General features: G+C 26.2%; 15 protein-coding genes. 11 read left to right on the top strand and 4 right to left on the bottom strand.

From position 1 onward, the window contains the following. Nucleotides 1-8 precede the first annotated feature (8 nt). From FDK22_RS01360 to FDK22_RS01350, 3 genes are read left to right on the top strand one after another with little or no spacing between them, the layout of a single operon-like run. Complete coding sequence (locus tag FDK22_RS01360; protein ID WP_138150992.1) at nucleotides 9-686, top strand: response regulator transcription factor; 678 nt, start codon at nucleotides 9-11, stop codon at nucleotides 684-686. 59 nt (nucleotides 687-745) lie between these two features. Next, the gene (gene ychF / locus FDK22_RS01355; RefSeq protein WP_138150990.1) at nucleotides 746-1,849 is read left to right on the top strand and encodes a redox-regulated ATPase YchF; all 1,104 of its coding nucleotides are present in this window, start codon (nucleotides 746-748) and stop codon (nucleotides 1,847-1,849) included. Nucleotides 1,850-1,894: 45 nt separating this feature from the next. Beyond that, the gene (locus FDK22_RS01350; RefSeq protein WP_228711608.1) at nucleotides 1,895-2,713 is read left to right on the top strand and encodes an HDOD domain-containing protein; all 819 of its coding nucleotides are present in this window, start codon (nucleotides 1,895-1,897) and stop codon (nucleotides 2,711-2,713) included. 20 nt (nucleotides 2,714-2,733) lie between these two features. On the opposite strand, the gene FDK22_RS01345 is transcribed toward FDK22_RS01350, so the two are convergent. Continuing rightward, nucleotides 2,734-5,142 (bottom strand): hypothetical protein, encoded by a 2,409-nt coding sequence (locus FDK22_RS01345; RefSeq protein WP_138150986.1) that lies wholly within the window; start codon nucleotides 5,140-5,142, stop codon nucleotides 2,734-2,736. 44 nt (nucleotides 5,143-5,186) lie between these two features. Then, the gene (gene recO / locus FDK22_RS01340; protein ID WP_138150984.1) at nucleotides 5,187-5,804 is read right to left on the bottom strand and encodes a recombination protein RecO; all 618 of its coding nucleotides are present in this window, start codon (nucleotides 5,802-5,804) and stop codon (nucleotides 5,187-5,189) included. Between the two features lie 108 nt (nucleotides 5,805-5,912). On the opposite strand from recO, the gene ppnP reads away from it, so the two are divergent. Further along, nucleotides 5,913-6,236 (top strand): pyrimidine/purine nucleoside phosphorylase, encoded by a 324-nt coding sequence (gene ppnP, locus FDK22_RS01335; RefSeq protein WP_138150982.1) that lies wholly within the window; start codon nucleotides 5,913-5,915, stop codon nucleotides 6,234-6,236. A 320-nt stretch (nucleotides 6,237-6,556) separates the two neighbouring features. Here ppnP and FDK22_RS01330 read toward each other — a convergent pair whose 3' ends face one another. After that, a complete protein-coding gene (locus FDK22_RS01330) occupies nucleotides 6,557-6,943 on the bottom strand; it encodes a class II SORL domain-containing protein (protein ID WP_138150980.1) in 387 nt (128 codons plus the stop codon). A gap of 128 nt (nucleotides 6,944-7,071) precedes the next feature. On the opposite strand from FDK22_RS01330, the gene FDK22_RS01325 reads away from it, so the two are divergent. The 3 genes from FDK22_RS01325 to FDK22_RS01315 all read left to right on the top strand — a co-directional run bounded on the left by FDK22_RS01325 (nucleotide 7,072) and on the right by FDK22_RS01315 (nucleotide 9,426). Beyond that, the gene (locus tag FDK22_RS01325) at nucleotides 7,072-7,896 is read left to right on the top strand and encodes a thiamine-phosphate kinase (protein ID WP_138150978.1); all 825 of its coding nucleotides are present in this window, start codon (nucleotides 7,072-7,074) and stop codon (nucleotides 7,894-7,896) included. 15 nt (nucleotides 7,897-7,911) lie between these two features. Beyond that, the gene (truD, locus tag FDK22_RS01320) at nucleotides 7,912-8,976 is read left to right on the top strand and encodes a tRNA pseudouridine(13) synthase TruD (RefSeq protein WP_138150976.1); all 1,065 of its coding nucleotides are present in this window, start codon (nucleotides 7,912-7,914) and stop codon (nucleotides 8,974-8,976) included. Between the two features lie 90 nt (nucleotides 8,977-9,066). Further along, nucleotides 9,067-9,426, top strand: coding sequence for a hypothetical protein (locus FDK22_RS01315; protein ID WP_138150975.1), 360 nt, complete (start codon nucleotides 9,067-9,069; stop codon nucleotides 9,424-9,426). A gap of 21 nt (nucleotides 9,427-9,447) precedes the next feature. On the opposite strand, the gene FDK22_RS01310 is transcribed toward FDK22_RS01315, so the two are convergent. Further along, the gene (locus FDK22_RS01310; protein ID WP_138150974.1) at nucleotides 9,448-11,634 is read right to left on the bottom strand and encodes a methyl-accepting chemotaxis protein; all 2,187 of its coding nucleotides are present in this window, start codon (nucleotides 11,632-11,634) and stop codon (nucleotides 9,448-9,450) included. Nucleotides 11,635-11,731: 97 nt separating this feature from the next. Here FDK22_RS01310 and ruvA point away from each other — a divergent pair, with 97 nt between their 5' ends. The 4 genes from ruvA to FDK22_RS01290 are packed head-to-tail and all read left to right on the top strand — an operon-like array spanning nucleotide 11,732 to nucleotide 15,504. After that, nucleotides 11,732-12,292 (top strand): Holliday junction branch migration protein RuvA, encoded by a 561-nt coding sequence (ruvA, locus tag FDK22_RS01305; RefSeq protein WP_138150972.1) that lies wholly within the window; start codon nucleotides 11,732-11,734, stop codon nucleotides 12,290-12,292. 21 nt (nucleotides 12,293-12,313) lie between these two features. Continuing rightward, nucleotides 12,314-13,348 (top strand): D-alanine--D-alanine ligase, encoded by a 1,035-nt coding sequence (locus FDK22_RS01300; protein WP_138150971.1) that lies wholly within the window; start codon nucleotides 12,314-12,316, stop codon nucleotides 13,346-13,348. Next, nucleotides 13,349-14,068 (top strand): alpha/beta fold hydrolase, encoded by a 720-nt coding sequence (locus tag FDK22_RS01295; protein WP_138150970.1) that lies wholly within the window; start codon nucleotides 13,349-13,351, stop codon nucleotides 14,066-14,068. Beyond that, a complete protein-coding gene (locus FDK22_RS01290; RefSeq protein ID WP_138150968.1) occupies nucleotides 14,068-15,504 on the top strand; it encodes a Mur ligase family protein in 1,437 nt (478 codons plus the stop codon). Before FDK22_RS01295 ends, FDK22_RS01290 begins: the two co-directional genes overlap by 1 nt. Nucleotides 15,505-15,515: the final 11 nt, after the last annotated feature.

Genomic DNA, 15,515 nt, shown 5'->3' with positions numbered 1-15,515 from the left:
GAGATAAAATGAGTAAAAATTATTCAATTCTGTATGCAGAAGACAATAAAGACGTTAGAGAGAACTATGTATTGTATCTAGAAAATTATTTTGATTATATATATGAGGCTAATGATGGTTTAGAAGCCTTTGATATTTATAGAGATAAAAAGCCAAATGTACTTTTGCTTGATATTAATATGCCAAATATGAATGGTTTAGAACTTGCAAAAAAAATTAGAGAAAATGATAGTAATATACCTATAGTTATACTTAGTGCTCATTCTGATAAAGAGTTTTTATTTGAGGCTATAAAATTAAATTTAGTGGAATATTTAACTAAGCCCGTTGATAGAAATAAATTTAAAAGTGTATTAGAAAACTCTATAAAGAAAGTTAAAGAAAATGCTCCGAATAATCAATTTATTCATTTTGCAAAAACAACTTATTGGGATTGTTCAAAAAGGTTATTTTTTCATAAAAATAAAATGATTGATTTAACAAGAAATGAAAGAATACTTTTTGAACTTTTATTAAATAATAAAAATGAGATTATAAATCCTAATGAAATTTCAAAGTATGTATGGGACAATGAAACTGAAATTAATGATGCTAGTATTAGGAATTTAGTAAAAAGATTAAGAAAAAAATTGCCTGTTGACATTATTCAAAGTATTTATGGAAGTGGTTATATTTTAAGTCATTAGGGTGCTTTTAAATCAATTTTCAGTATAATCGCGAATTAAAATATAAATAAAGGTCATAAATGGGTTTAGGTGTAGGAATCGTAGGATTACCAAACGTAGGAAAATCAACAACTTTTAATGCTTTAACAAAAGCACAAAATGCAGAGGCACAAAACTATCCTTTTTGTACAATTGAACCAAATAAAGCAGTTGTTCCAGTTCCTGATAAAAGATTAGATGAATTAGCAAAAATTGTTATTCCTAATAAAATTCAATACTCAACAATAGATTTTGTTGATATTGCAGGATTAGTAAGAGGTGCTTCAAAGGGTGAAGGACTAGGGAATCAATTTTTATCTAATATTAGAGAAGTAGAAGTGATTTTACATATGGTTAGATGTTTTGATGATGGAAATGTTACTCACGTAGAAGGTGATGTTGATCCAATTAGAGATATTGAAATTATTGAAACAGAACTAATCTATGCAGATATAACTCAATGCGAAAAGAAAATTGAAAAGCTTAAAAAACAATCTAAAGGTTCAAAAGAAGCAGCGGCTATGTTAGTTGTAGCAGAAGCATTGATGAAACATTTAGAAGAATTACAGCCAGTTAAAACGTTTGAAGATAAAGAGAATGAATTATTTTTACAAATGGACAAAGAGTTAAGATTTTTATCAAATAAAGATGTAATCTATGGTGCAAATATGGATGAAGATTCTTTAATGGATGGTACAAATGAATATGTTGAGAGACTTAAAGAACATGCAGCTTCTGTAAATGCAGATGTGATTACACTTTGTGCGAAAATTGAAGAAGAATTAGTTGGTATGGATGATGACGAAGCAAAAGAATTATTAACTGATTTAGGTGTTGAAGAGTCTGGACTTGAGCAAATCATTCATAAAGCTTTTGATAAATTAGGTTTACAATCATATTTTACTGCTGGAAAAATTGAAGTTAGAGCATGGACTATTAGAAAAAATACAAAAGCTCCACAAGCAGCTGCTGTTATTCATAACGATTTTGAAAAAGGTTTTATTAAAGCAGAAGTTATTTCTTACAATGATTTTGTTACTCTAGGTGGAGAAGCAAAATGTAAAGAAGCAGGTAAACTAAGACTTGAGGGTAAAGATTACATTGTTCAGGATGGCGATGTAATGCATTTTAGGTTTAACACTTAATTAAAATTTTGTTATAATTTATCTAATTTCATAGAGGAGTACATTGTGAGTGATTATATTATTGAAAAAATCGAGTCTTTACCTCCATTACCTAAGACAATAATTGAAATTGAAGAATTTAGGCAAAAGCCTGATAAAGAATCTTTTGAACTATTAAAAATTGTAGAAAAAGATGCTCTTATTGTTTCTACTTTATTAAAAGTTTCAAATTCAGCTATGTTTGGATTTAGAAGTAAAGTTGAAACAGCAAGTAAGGCTATTAACCTTTTAGGGATTAATTTCACTATTTCTATTGCAATTGGTGGAACAGTTCAAAATCTTTTAAAAACAAATTTATCGGCATATGGAATTAATAGTGATGACTTTATGAGAGCTTCAAATCTTGCAACTACTCTTACTTCAACTTGGCTTTCTAAAGTATCATTTGATTTAAAAGAAGAATTAATTTTGCCAGCTTTATTACAAGAAGCAGGTAAATTTATTTTGGCTGATGTTATTGAAAATGAAGGTAAAACTGAAGAATTTAATATTGCAATAAAAAGTGGTAAAGATGTTGCTTCTCTAGAAAAAGAGATTATTGGTATGACTACTTCTGAAATTACTGCAAAAATATTTAAGCATTGGAAATTAAGTGAAAATCTTATTAATGTAATTGAATATGTTGATGATATTGAAAAATGTCCAGCTGAATACTTAGAAAGAAGTCAAATTCTTGAAGTGATTAAAATAATTTGTAATGTAACAGATGCCTTTAGTGATGAAAATATTGAAAAAGGTATTGAAAAAGCAAAAGAATATAATTTTGATGTTAAAAGCCTAGAAAAGGCAATTGAAAAAATTCAAGACAGATTATTAGATGAATAATTAAGACAATATTGTCTTAATTATTTAAACTCATTATATCTATCTTCATTACTCATTGCAAGATCTAAAGAATGCAATGATTTCTCTATAATATTATCTTTATAACCCCATGATACAGAAATTGTTAAATTTGGTTTTATCTCTCCATCTTTAGTAATAAAATTTAACTCTTTTATTTTTTCTATATATTGTTTATAGTCTTCATTTTTATTTAAAATAAAGGCAATTCTAGGACCATAAAATCTATATAAAGGTATGAACTCATTTATTTTTAGTACATAATCTTTAAAAAATTGATTAACCTTTTTGTAGTGAAATTTACTATTTAACTCTATAAAGTCATTGATATAAATCTCTACTAAAATAAACTCTTCATTTTCATCTTTTTGTAAAAGTTCAGCCTGTAGTTTATTTTTATTATAAAGAGTTGTTACTGTATCTTGATATATAGGGATACTTTTTATGTAACTAATTATCAAATTTATAATGTTTTGTTTAATATAGTCTTTGTTTTTTTGATAAATATTTTCAAAAATATGTTTATATACTTTTGAATAAGCTATTTTTAGTTTATATCCTTCAATTAATGGAATCTCTAAACGTTCATAACCTAAATCTATCAGAATACAATCTTTTTCACATAAACCCTCCACAGCAACAAATGTAAGTCCATAAAAGATATCTTTTGAGATAAATTGCTCAATATATGTATTTAAAAGTTGGTTATTTAAACCCTCATCATTAAAAATCTTTGTAACAATATTTGAAAGATCTTGATTGATTTGATATTTTAGATTAATCTCTTCTTGTTTAAAGTATTCATTCATCAATTTTTGACCAATCTCAACATACTTTGAATCTGAAATAAAAACACCTTCAAGATTCATTCTTTGTATATTTGATTTTCCATGATTATAAAGAATATCTTTATTTAATTTTGCATATTCATTTTCCAATAAATCTTTTCCATTTATACTTATATAATAAAAATAGTATAAAGATGAATTTTTGATAGAATCGTAATCATAATAATAAGAAAAATATAGTGATAAAGATAAATATAGTTTTGAATAAATTGACATAAGATGTGATGCAATTTTATTCTCTTCAATATAATCAATTATTTTTTTAATAATCTCTGAATCCAATTTATCTGATTTTTGATTGATGAATTTATTTATAATAACATCACAAATATTTAATTTATAAAACTCATGATAGTCATTTTTAAACTTTTCAAAATCAAGAAGGATTTCTAAAATTTTAAACATTTTATCATCATCAATATTTGATGAATATAGTATTAAAGAATATATAATATGCATGTTTGAACTGTTAAAGTCACAATTTTCTATAAATTCATTTATAATATCTTCATAATTTTTTGTTTCATAATCTTTAAAATAGATATAGCTGTAGTTTGATAAAAGCTCTTCTTTAAAACTATTTAAACTATTAAATACAGGGACATTTTTATGGATAATTATTTGTTTATATAAGTTGATGATTTCTTTAAACTTTTCAACACTATTATAACTATTCTCTTCATATGTTAATTCAAGTTTATATAAAAGATTTAATAACAGAGTAGTTGAAGAGTTTAGAAAAATATAATAGTATTCATCACAATTTGCATCATTTGCAAAGTTTGTATTTTTTGATAAATCATACCCTTCATAAATTTTTTCAAAATTAAAAGTAAATTCTTCTATTAGATATTCACAATTTTTATTTGAGGTATCAATATAAGGGATGTGAGAATAATAAAATAAAAGTTTTCCTAAAATATTGTTTAAAGTATTTATTTTATCTTCATCAAGATTTAGATTAAATTTTACTATATTAATTGTTTCACTAATAACATTAACTAAAGGGTTAATAGTCTTTTTTCTTAAAATATCAATTGAGTTTATGGTACATAATTCATTGATTACTTCTATTAAAATTGTATACAACTCAAATGTTAAATCAAAATTTTCTTCATCCTCTTTGTCTTTTAAATCTTTCAGCACTTTTTCATATTCTCTAAATAAATTCCCAAGAATTTCCATGTTATAAAAATTATAGCTTTCGAAGATTTCAAACTTTTTTCCCATTGATAACAAATTTATAATGATTATAATCTCTTTAAAAACTATTGTTGTACTGTCATCAAGGATATTTTTCATTTTATTTTGAATATATGAAAGTAAATATTTTTTGAAATTAATATTTGAAGTAATCTCATGGGCAATATCATTAGGAATTTTTTCATTATCAATATATAATTCATTAATATAATTTATTAAGGCATTATAATCATCATTTACATTATCTAGGAAAGTAGTATTAGTTTTTATATCATACTTTGAAAGTAAACTTGTAACAACAAAATCTTCTAAATCAACATCTAAAAATTCTGAAGCAGTGCTTTTTTTAATTATAAACATTGGGAATCCTAAAAAAAAGATAATTTATTATATAACTTTAAAACTTACAAACCTTGAAGTATTATGTTCCATAAATAATCTATCTCTTCATCTTCAAAGGAGATTGTTGTCATATCATTAAAAAGTTCTCGTATTTTTTTTATCTTGAATTTTCTACTATAAGCACAAGAAGAGTGTACGGGCATGAAGCTTCTTACAAGTGAAATATCTTTTTTTATATCTTTTTCACATAAAAAACAATTTAATTCAGTATGAAGTCTACCCTCATATTCTAAAAGTTTTAAATAGTTTTTACAAATGGCTCTTTTTGGGTTTTGTTTTATCATTTGATGGGATAATTTGTCTAATAGTTTAAAATAAAAGATATCAATTTCTTCAACGTCTTTTAAGTGAGGATAAAAAAGTTTTATAAATCTTTGCCAACAATATAGCTTTTCATTGTCAAATATCCATTCAAAGCCTAATTGTATAACATCTTTTAGTCGTGGAATAGTACTTTTTAAATTTGATTCTAGTTCGAAATCAATCTTATAACCAATATTTATATTAGAGTGTCTTGCCCCATAAAATCTATAAGTTGTAAATAAATGATTTTCACTCAAAATTGAAACGATTAAATCATCATCTTTAACCGATTTTATGTCTATAATGTACCCTTGCATAACACTTTCTATAAATAATTTAAAAAAATTATATCAAATCTAAAATAGAAACTTGCTTCAAATAAATTTTATGCTAAAATAATTCAAACATTTTAAAAGGGAAAATAAATGGATTTTAGAAACGTTTCTATTGCCAAGGAAGCTAGTATTCTTTATAACGGAAATATTACGAGTAGAGGTATCACTTTTGAAGATGGAAGTAAAAAAACATTAGGAATTATGTTACCTGGTGAGTATGAGTTAAATACAGTTAATAAATCTACTATAGATATTAATTCTGGTTCACTTGAAGTTATGTTACCAGCTGAAGATTGGGTTGAGTATACTGCACCTGCAAGTATTGAAATTTCACAAAACTCAAAGTATAAATTAAAAGTTACATCTTTGGTTGACTATTGTTGTTCTTTTGAGAAAGTATCATATAAAAAGTAAGAGGTAAAGTATTACTTTATCTTTTACTTTTCACACATTAAAATCTTTTCACTTTTTTTATTATAATAAATTTCAATTATCACTAATGATACAATTATTGTAGTTATCATCCAAAATAATGGAATATAAAAAGTTAATACCAATAAAATAAAAAAAAACAGGGTCATTAATAAATATTTCATACCTGAAACCTTAAGTTAAATTAATAACATAATAATATATAAAAGTAAATAAAAAGTAAATTATAAAATAATTTTAGTTAATGGAAAGCTCTAAAATAAATCTTAGAGCTTTTCGTATTTTAAGATTAAAAAAATAGATTATTCAGCTACAGAAACTTCTACTGGAGTAGATTCCCAGATACCATGTTTTGTACAGTAACCATGAGCAACTAAATTTAATTTTTTACCAGTTGGAATAATTGTAAATGTTGTAGTGTTATGAGCTTTAACATTTCCTAATGTTCCTGGAACATATGATGCTTTTGCTAACTGAGTATCACCATTAAATAGTGTTACAGACTCAATATAGTGATCAAAATCATCTGGGTGAGTATATTCATTACCCATTTTTACAGTTACTTCAAATGGTTCACCTTTTTTTGCAGTTTCAGCACAGTGAATAAATGGCGAGTGTCTATCAATTAAGTCTTTTTTTGCTTCTCTCTCAACAGTATCGATGTCAACATATTTGTTAATTTTTGGCATATATTTCTCCTTAATAAAATTGCGTGCATTATACCGAAAAATCTTGAATTAATAAGATAATTATTTTATTAAAATTGTTTTTAAGAAAAATATCAGAAATAAAAGCTTCATTATGATAACATTCCCCAATGAATAAAGAAGATTATTTTATAAAACAATTTGATAAGAACTCATCTTTTATAGGAGATGATGGTGCTTTAGTTGATAATATTGTATACAGCAATGATGCTTTTTTTGAAGATGTTCATTTTAAAAAAAACTGGTTTAGTTTAAAGCAAATTGCAAGAAAAGCAATGTTAGTAAATATTTCAGATGCCATTGCTATGAATGCAGTTCCAAAATATGCACTTCTTACAGTTGCAATTCCTAAAGAATACTCTAAAAAAGATATAAAAGAATTGTCTCAAGGTTTTTTGGAAGTTGCAGAAGAGTATGGGATAGAGATAATTGGTGGAGATACCATCTCAAATATAAAGCTTGATATTAGTGTTACTATTATTTCAAAAACAAATGATGCAAAATTAAGAAGTGGAATTAAAAAAGATGATTTAATTTGCTATACGGGAGATTTAGGTACTTGTAAAAAGGACTTAGAAAAACTTTTAGCTGGAAAGAAAATTTCAAAAAAATCAAAGTTTTATGAGCCTAAATTAAAAGCAGATTTCTTTTATGAAGTTTCAAAATATGTAAATGCTGCAATGGATATTTCTGATGGTTTATTTTTTGAACTTGAAAGAATGTCTAAACAAAGTAAAGTTGGTTTCAAGTTTTTTGATGATATTTCACCAGAAATAGCTTGTTCAGGTGAAGAATATGAACTTTTATTCTCTTTTTCACCTAAAAATATTAATAAAATCGAAGAGATAGCAAAAAAGCATGATGTAATTTTAAACATTTTTGCAAAAGCCAATAAAGGCAAATTTAGATGTGATTGTAAAAATCACCATTTTTAAAAAGGAAAATATAATTTGAAAAATTTACAAAGGTATTTAAATCATTCAAAAATTGATGTTCATTTTAAACAAAGTAAAGAAGACTTTGTTGTTACAGAAGTTCCATTATATGAGTTTTCAGGTGAAGGTGACCATATAATTATAAAGTTTAGAAAAAAAGATTTAACGACATGGGATGCAGTTCAAATTTTTTCAGAGCAACTTGGGTGTAAAAGTAGGGATATTGGGTATGCTGGTTTAAAAGATAAAAATGCAATGACAGTGCAACATATCTCAGTTCCAAAACAATGTGAAGCAAATATAGAAAAATTTGCACATGATAATATTAAAATTTTAGAAAGAACTTATCATAACAATAAAGTTAGAGTGGGGCATTTAAAAGGAAATAAATTTTTTATTAGACTAAAAAGAGTTACACCTTTAGATGCAAAAAAAATTGAAGAGGCGGTTGCAAGTATTGCTAAATATGGTATGCCAAATTATTTCGGTTTTCAAAGATTTGGAATTGAAGGGGATAATTATAAAAAAGGTGAAGCTATTATAAATGGTGAGTTAAAAGAAAAAAATAGAAAACTAAAGCAGATGTATATAAATGCTTATCAAAGTTATCTTTTTAATTCTTGGTTATCAAAAAGAATAGAGATTTCAAAATTAATTGAGGCCTTTGAACCAAAAGAGATATATGAAAAATTACAATTACCATTAGATGTAGTAAAACTTATGAAATCTCAAGAGCATCCATTTAAAATTCTTTTAGGTGATTTAATGAGTCATTACCCTTATGGAAGAATTTTTTACGTTGAAAACATAGAAGAAGAAGCTAGTAAATTTTCAAAATTTGATAGAGTTCCAACTGGTTTACTTTGTGGAAGAAGGGTGAAAAAATCAGAAGATTTAGCCCAAACAATAGAAAAAGAGTTTGATAAAGAGATGAAAGAAGATGGAGCAAGAAGATTTGCTTGGATTTTCCCTACAGAAATTGAATCAAACTATAAAGAGGATAAAAACTGGATGGAATTACAATTTTATTTACCAAAAGGTTCTTATGCAACTGAGTTTATTGCAGAAATTATTCATTAAAAAAAGAAGCTATAAATAGATATTTTACTTTATTATTTTTAAGTTAATTTAGGTTAAACTTTTTCAATGAATGAAAAAAAGGGTTAAATAATGACTTATAAAGAGTTGATAAAAGAGTTATGTGATGTTATAAAAGAATCTGAAGTAAATTCAGTTTCAATATATGAAAACTTAGAAGAGTTAAATTTAAAAATTGAAAACTTTGATATTCCCGCACATGATAAGAATAAAATTCAAGATAATATTTCAAATTCATTAGGTCTTCTTCAACACCAAGATTTGCATAGACAAAAAATAGAAAGAGTTGTAAATTATGTTTGTGAAAAAAATAATATAGATTCTAGTGAGTATAATATATCTAATTCTGCTAAAACTATTTCAAGTGAAGATTGTAATGAGTTTATGTCTCAAGATGAACTTGATGCTCTAATTAAAAGTATGAATTCTTAAAGATAAAAAGGAGTCTCCTTTTTATCTTTTACATACATCTTTTTTAAGATGGTTAAGGTTTCCAAAAATTCTTAATGATTCTATTTCTACCTCTTTAGCTTTTTCATTAATTATTGAGTTGTCTTGTTTTTGTGCATTAACATCAATTAGGTTTTGTAATTTTATTGTTAAATTTTGATTTAATTTCTTTAATTCCTCAATAGATTGATGATTTGCATTTGGATTGATTTTTACATAATTGTCAATCCAAGCTCCTATTGTATCTTTTCTTTCAATTTGATATTGTGAATATGAACCAAGGTTAGAATAGACTTTATCTTTTAAAGATAATATTCCAACTTTTAAACTTGCTGTATCATATACTAAATCAATATTACAAACTTCATCTCTTGCTTCTTGTAAAAACTCTGCTCTAGAAGCTGCTGTTACTAAAGAACTAGACATATGTGCAATTTCAGCAGACATTTTAGAAATTCTATCAGCTACTTGAGCATTTTGTTGAGTTGCTTGATCAAGCATATTAACTGCATCATTAATTTGTGTAATTCCTCTTTCTTGCTCTTTTGATGAGGTTGCTACAAATTCAATTTTTTCAATAGTTGAATTAATATTATCATTTAACACACTATATCCTGAAATCATATCATCAGATATTTTTTTACCATCTTGAGCTTTTTGTGTTGCTTTTTCAACTATCTCTTTAATCTCTTTTGCTGCTTCGGCACTTCTACTAGCTAGATTTCTAACTTCTTGAGCAACAACTGCAAAACCTTTTCCTGCTTCACCAGCAGTTGCAGCTTCAACTGCAGCATTTAATGATAAAATATTTGTTTGGAATGAGATTTGGTCAATCACTTCAATGGCTTCATTTATCGAACTAACTTGAGTATTAATATCATCCATTGCATTTGCGGTTCTGTTTGCTAAACTTTGACCACTTTCAGCAGATTTTGTAACTTTTTGAGCTAATTCTGCCATCTCTTCAGAAGCTCTTGTATTACCTTGAATATTAGCTGTAATTTGCTCTAATGCCGCAGCTGTTTCTTCAAGTGATGCCGCTTGTTGATTTGATGATTGAGATAAGTCATTAGATGCTTTTGAAAGAGTATGGGTATTTTTATCTAAAGAATCACCTGTATTCATAATCATTGCTAGTATCTCTGAAGTATTATTCCCTACTAATTTTATACCTGCAGTTAATGAACCTAAATCTCCATATATACCTTTATCATCAATTTTATAATTAAATCTTGAACTTGAGTATTCTCTTAGAGTTATATTTATTTTATCTAATGTCTCTTTTGTATTTGAGATCATAATATTTAGTTTATTTTTTAAATCTTCAACATATGGGTTAGCAGCTTTTGACTCAACTTTATAAACAAAGAAACCATTTCCTGTTTTTTCTAAAATATCATTTGCTTCTTCTATTACTTTTTCGTCTTGTTTTAAACCTTCTCTTACTTTATCCATATATGAATTAAATAATTCAGCAACCTCTCCAACTTCATCCTTTGATACAACATCTAATTTTATATTTGCATCATTTGATGTAAGTAGATTTTGGAATCCCTCTTTTAGTTTGTTAATTGGATTTGTAGTTCTTTTTACAATGATAAAAATTAATCCAATAGTAATCCATCCAAATAGTGTAGATAAAATTAAAATTTCAACTACTAAATCTGCAATTCTATCATCTGATTCATTAAGTGAAAATGTTAAGTCCATTACCCCAATAACATCACCTTCTTGTTGATTAGCATGGCAGAGTAAACATTCTTGTGTAGCAACCATAGGTTTAATCATTCTTAAATCGTGTACACCATTTTCAGTTGTTTCAATAAGTTGATTCTCTTTTGTTTTAAATGATTTTAAAATATCTTTATCTGTTGTATACTTTGTCCCTGGCGCATACATTTCAATTAAAGCTTTACTTTTTGCAATATTTAATACTTTTACACCCTTAATAGTTCTTGCTTCATCTTCAGCTTTCATTATTTGTGCAGGGTCACCTGTATTCATTGCATTTCTAAGACTTTGAAACATCGCAGTATTTAACATCTCAAGATTCTCTTTTGTGACAATAATAGAATCTTTTTTTACTTGCTGTGTTGTAAAGTAAGTTACAATCAAACTTGAAATCGTCATTAATATAAGTAATGAAAATATAATTTTATTACTTATTTTTTTTGTTATTAATTCTAGCATCTTCCTCATCCCCATGAATTAAGCATATATGCTGTATAATGTACTATTATAATTATTAATAAAATATTAAATTAACTCAAAAGATGTAGAGAATTGTATGATTGTAGGTATTGAAGGAACAATTGAGAAAAAAGAGCCAACATTATTAAATGTAAATGTTGGTGGAATTATTTATGAAGTTTTTGTTTCAGTTAACTGTAGTTCAAAAATTATTGATACAAAAGTCAAACTTTTTATAACACATATTATTAGGGAAGATTCACAAACTTTATATGGTTTTTTAGACCCAAATGAAAAAAAACTTTTTGATACAGTAATAAAAATTAATGGTGTTGGTCCAAAGGTAGCTTTAGCTATTTGTTCAACATTTACTCCTAGCTCTTTTTCAAATATTGTTAGTACAAATGATATTTCAATGTTAAAAAGAGTTCCAGGAATTGGTCCAAAAGGTGCAAGTAGAATCTTAGTAGAGTTATCAGGATTTATAATTGATGGTGAAGATGATGGTAACATTGATTCAAATCATAATATAGAAGCTGCCCTTGCTTTAGAGTCTTTAGGGTTTAAAAAAGATATAGTATCAAAAGTACTTAAAAGCTGTAAATCTACAAACACAAGTGACTTAGTAAGAGAAGCACTTAAATTTTTACAAAAATAATAAAACTATAGGAGACATATATTGAAATTAGCTATCATTTTTGGAGGGAAATCTTATGAACATGAGATTTCAATAGTATCTGCAATTGCTATGAAAGATATTTTAAAACACGAATTGATATATATTTTTTTAAATACAAATAGAGAGTTTTATCATATACCAACAGATACAATAAAATCAAAACTTTTTAGTAGTGGTGAATATAAAAAGAGTGATAAACTTCTTTTAAAAAATGGAGCATTTACAAAAAAAGCAATGTTTGGTGAAAAAACATTAGATTTTGATATTGCTTTAAATATTATTCATGGTGGTGATGGTGAAGATGGGCTTGTTTCATCACTTTTAGAGTTTAATAATATTCAATATCTTGGACCTAGAAAGGGTGCTTGTTCTGTAGCTTTCAATAAGTTTTTAACAAAAGGATATGCATCAAGTGTTGATGTAAAAACTATTCAATATAAATATTATACTAATAAATCACAAATTTCAGTTGTTCAATATCCAGTTATAATTAAACCAGTAACACTAGGAAGTTCAATTGGAGTTTCAATTGTAAAAAATCAAGAAGAGTTAGACTATGCTTTAGATGTTGCCTTTGAGTTTGATGACGCTGTTATAATTGAACCATTTATTCAAGGTATAAAAGAGTATAACCTAGCAGGTTGTAAAATTGATGGGGAGTTTGTATTCTCTATAATTGAGGAACCTCAAAAAGCAGAGTTTTTAGATTTTGATAAAAAATATTTAGATTTTGCAAGAACTTCAAAAGCTATTGAAGCCAATTTAGATGATGAAATGGCAAATAAAGTAAAAGAGACATTTAAAAAAATTTACAATAATACTTTTGAGGGTTCTTTAATAAGATGTGATTTATTTATCCATGAAGGTGAGGTTTATTTAAATGAAATAAATCCTATTCCTGGTTCAATGGCAAATTATTTGTTTGAAGATTTTAATGCCGTTTTCACATCTTTAGCTTCTTCTTTACCAAAACAAAGAAACATTACAATTAACTATGAGTATGTAAATAAAATACAAGCATCAAAGGGAAAATAATTGGCTCAAAAGAGTATAAATATTGATAATAAAAAATTTGATATCTCTTATGATTTAGTAAACCCCTCTTTAAAAAACGACTTTGTTGTCTTACATGGTTGGGGTTCAAATAAAGAGATAATGAAACAAGCTTTTAGTCCTTATTTAAAAGATTTTAGGCATATATATATTGATATGCCTGGTTTTGGAAAAAGTTCAAATGATTATGTCCTTACAACAAGTGATTATGCCAAAATAGTAGATGCTTTTTTAAAAGAATTAAACTCAAATAAAAAAATTATCGCAGGACACTCTTTTGGTGGGAAAGTAGCAACTTTGATAAATCCTGACAATCTTGTTTTACTAAGTACTGCTGGAATCTTAGAAGAAAAGCCACTAGATGTTAAACTAAAAATAAAATTCTCAAAAATCTTAAATGCCTTAGGTTTAAAAGGTATAACAAAAGCTTTTAGAAGTAAAGACGTAAATCAAATGAGTGAATCTATGTACTCAACATTTAAAAATGTCGTTGATGAAGACTTTACAAACTCTTTTAAATCTTATAAAAAAAATGGTATGATTTTTTGGGGTGAAGAAGATAAAGCAACAACTCTTCCTTCTGGGGAAAAAATACATTCATTGATTCAAAACAGTAGTTTTAATTCATATAAAGGTGACCACTACTTTTTTTTGAAACATGCAAATGATATTTCACAAAAAATAGAAAACGGAATTATTTAATGGAATACTTATATATTTTTACACATATAATTTTAATTATGGCATTAGGTTGGTACCTAATAACTAACCTTCAATGGTATAATTATAAAATTGAAAGAGTTGTATTAAAACACCATAAATGGCAATGGCATATCACTTATTTTGTGGCACCAATTGTTTTATTTCATCTTTTACCAGAACTATATTTTACAATCTATTTTTATTTAATATTTATGACAAGCTTTGTTTTATGGAATAAAAAGCTTGATAAGTCTTTAGTTTTAACAGGCAGAGTAAAAAGATTCTTGGCAATACTGTTATTTACTACTTTTGCAATAACCTCATTATGTTTAGCAAGTGAAGCTTGTCATTCAACAGCAGTATTTATTCCTTTGTTTTTAGCATATGGTATATCTGCACTTCTAGAAAAAATGTTTTTTATATCTTTCAAACATAAAGCAAAAGAAAGACTTGAAACCATACCATGTTTAAAGACAATAGCAATTACAGCTTCATATGGAAAAACATCAATTAAAAACTATTTATATCAAGTACTTAAAAATAAATATAAGGTTTATAAAACACCAAGATCAGTAAATACTATAGCTGGTATTGTTTTAGATGTAAACAGAGATTTACCTTTAGATACGCAAATTTATATTGCTGAAGCAGGTGCAAGACAAACTGGTGATATCGCAGAGATTACACTTTTTTTAGAGCCAGAATATTGTGTTTTAGGTTCAGTTGGAGAACAACATATTGAGTATTTTAAAACTTTAGATAATATTATTCATACAAAAATGGAGATTTTACAAAGTCCTAAAATGAAAAGAGGTTTTGTACATGAATCAGTTCCTATTAAAGAGTATGACACTATCACAAAATTTCCAGATAATTTGAATGTTACAATGTCAAATTTAGATGGTATCTGGTTTGATATTTTAATTAATGGTGAACAACAACATTTCCACGCTCCAATACTTGGAAGTTTTAATGCAATAAATTTAACAGCTGTAATCTTAGTTGCATATGAACTTGGAATGAGTATTGATGAGATTAAAATTGCAATAAAAGATTTACCACAAGTTGAACATAGACTTCAAAAAATAGAAGCAGGTGGTAAAATTATTATTGATGATAGTTTTAATGGAAATCTAGAGGGTATGCTTGAAGCAATTAATATTTGTACACACCATGAAGGAAGAAAGGTTATTGTAACCCCTGGACTTGTTGAATCAACTTCTGAAGCAAATATTTTATTGGCAAATGAGATTAATGAGAAATTTGATTTTGCAATTATTACAGGTTCTTTAAATACTCATTTATTAAGTGCAAATATTGATGATAGTAAACTGTTTATTTTAAAAGATAAAGAGAAATTACAAGATACTCTTGCTCAAAAAACAAAGGCTGGTGATTTAATACTTTTTGCAAATGATGCGCCAAACTTTATATAGGAAAACCCATA

Origin of the sequence: Arcobacter arenosus (genome assembly GCF_005771535.1) — a bacterium.
GTDB classification, from domain to species: domain Bacteria; phylum Campylobacterota; class Campylobacteria; order Campylobacterales; family Arcobacteraceae; genus Halarcobacter; species Halarcobacter arenosus.
This window is presented reverse-complemented; position numbering and strand designations above follow the sequence as displayed.

Bases quoted from the DNA above. Each gene is read 5' to 3' on its own strand.
- FDK22_RS01360 (WP_138150992.1), top strand. From the start codon at position 9: ATGAGTAAAAATTATTCAATTCTGTATGCAGAAGACAATAAAGACGTT.
- ychF (WP_138150990.1), top strand. From the start codon at position 746: ATGGGTTTAGGTGTAGGAATCGTAGGATTACCAAACGTAGGAAAATCA.
- FDK22_RS01345 (WP_138150986.1), bottom strand. From the start codon at position 5,142: ATGTTTATAATTAAAAAAAGCACTGCTTCAGAATTTTTAGATGTTGAT.
- recO (WP_138150984.1), bottom strand. From the start codon at position 5,804: ATGCAAGGGTACATTATAGACATAAAATCGGTTAAAGATGATGATTTA.
- ppnP (WP_138150982.1), top strand. From the start codon at position 5,913: ATGGATTTTAGAAACGTTTCTATTGCCAAGGAAGCTAGTATTCTTTAT.
- FDK22_RS01330 (WP_138150980.1), bottom strand. From the start codon at position 6,943: ATGCCAAAAATTAACAAATATGTTGACATCGATACTGTTGAGAGAGAA.
- FDK22_RS01325 (WP_138150978.1), top strand. From the start codon at position 7,072: ATGAATAAAGAAGATTATTTTATAAAACAATTTGATAAGAACTCATCT.
- FDK22_RS01315 (WP_138150975.1), top strand. From the start codon at position 9,067: ATGACTTATAAAGAGTTGATAAAAGAGTTATGTGATGTTATAAAAGAA.
- FDK22_RS01310 (WP_138150974.1), bottom strand. From the start codon at position 11,634: ATGCTAGAATTAATAACAAAAAAAATAAGTAATAAAATTATATTTTCA.
- ruvA (WP_138150972.1), top strand. From the start codon at position 11,732: ATGATTGTAGGTATTGAAGGAACAATTGAGAAAAAAGAGCCAACATTA.
- FDK22_RS01290 (WP_138150968.1), top strand. From the start codon at position 14,068: ATGGAATACTTATATATTTTTACACATATAATTTTAATTATGGCATTA.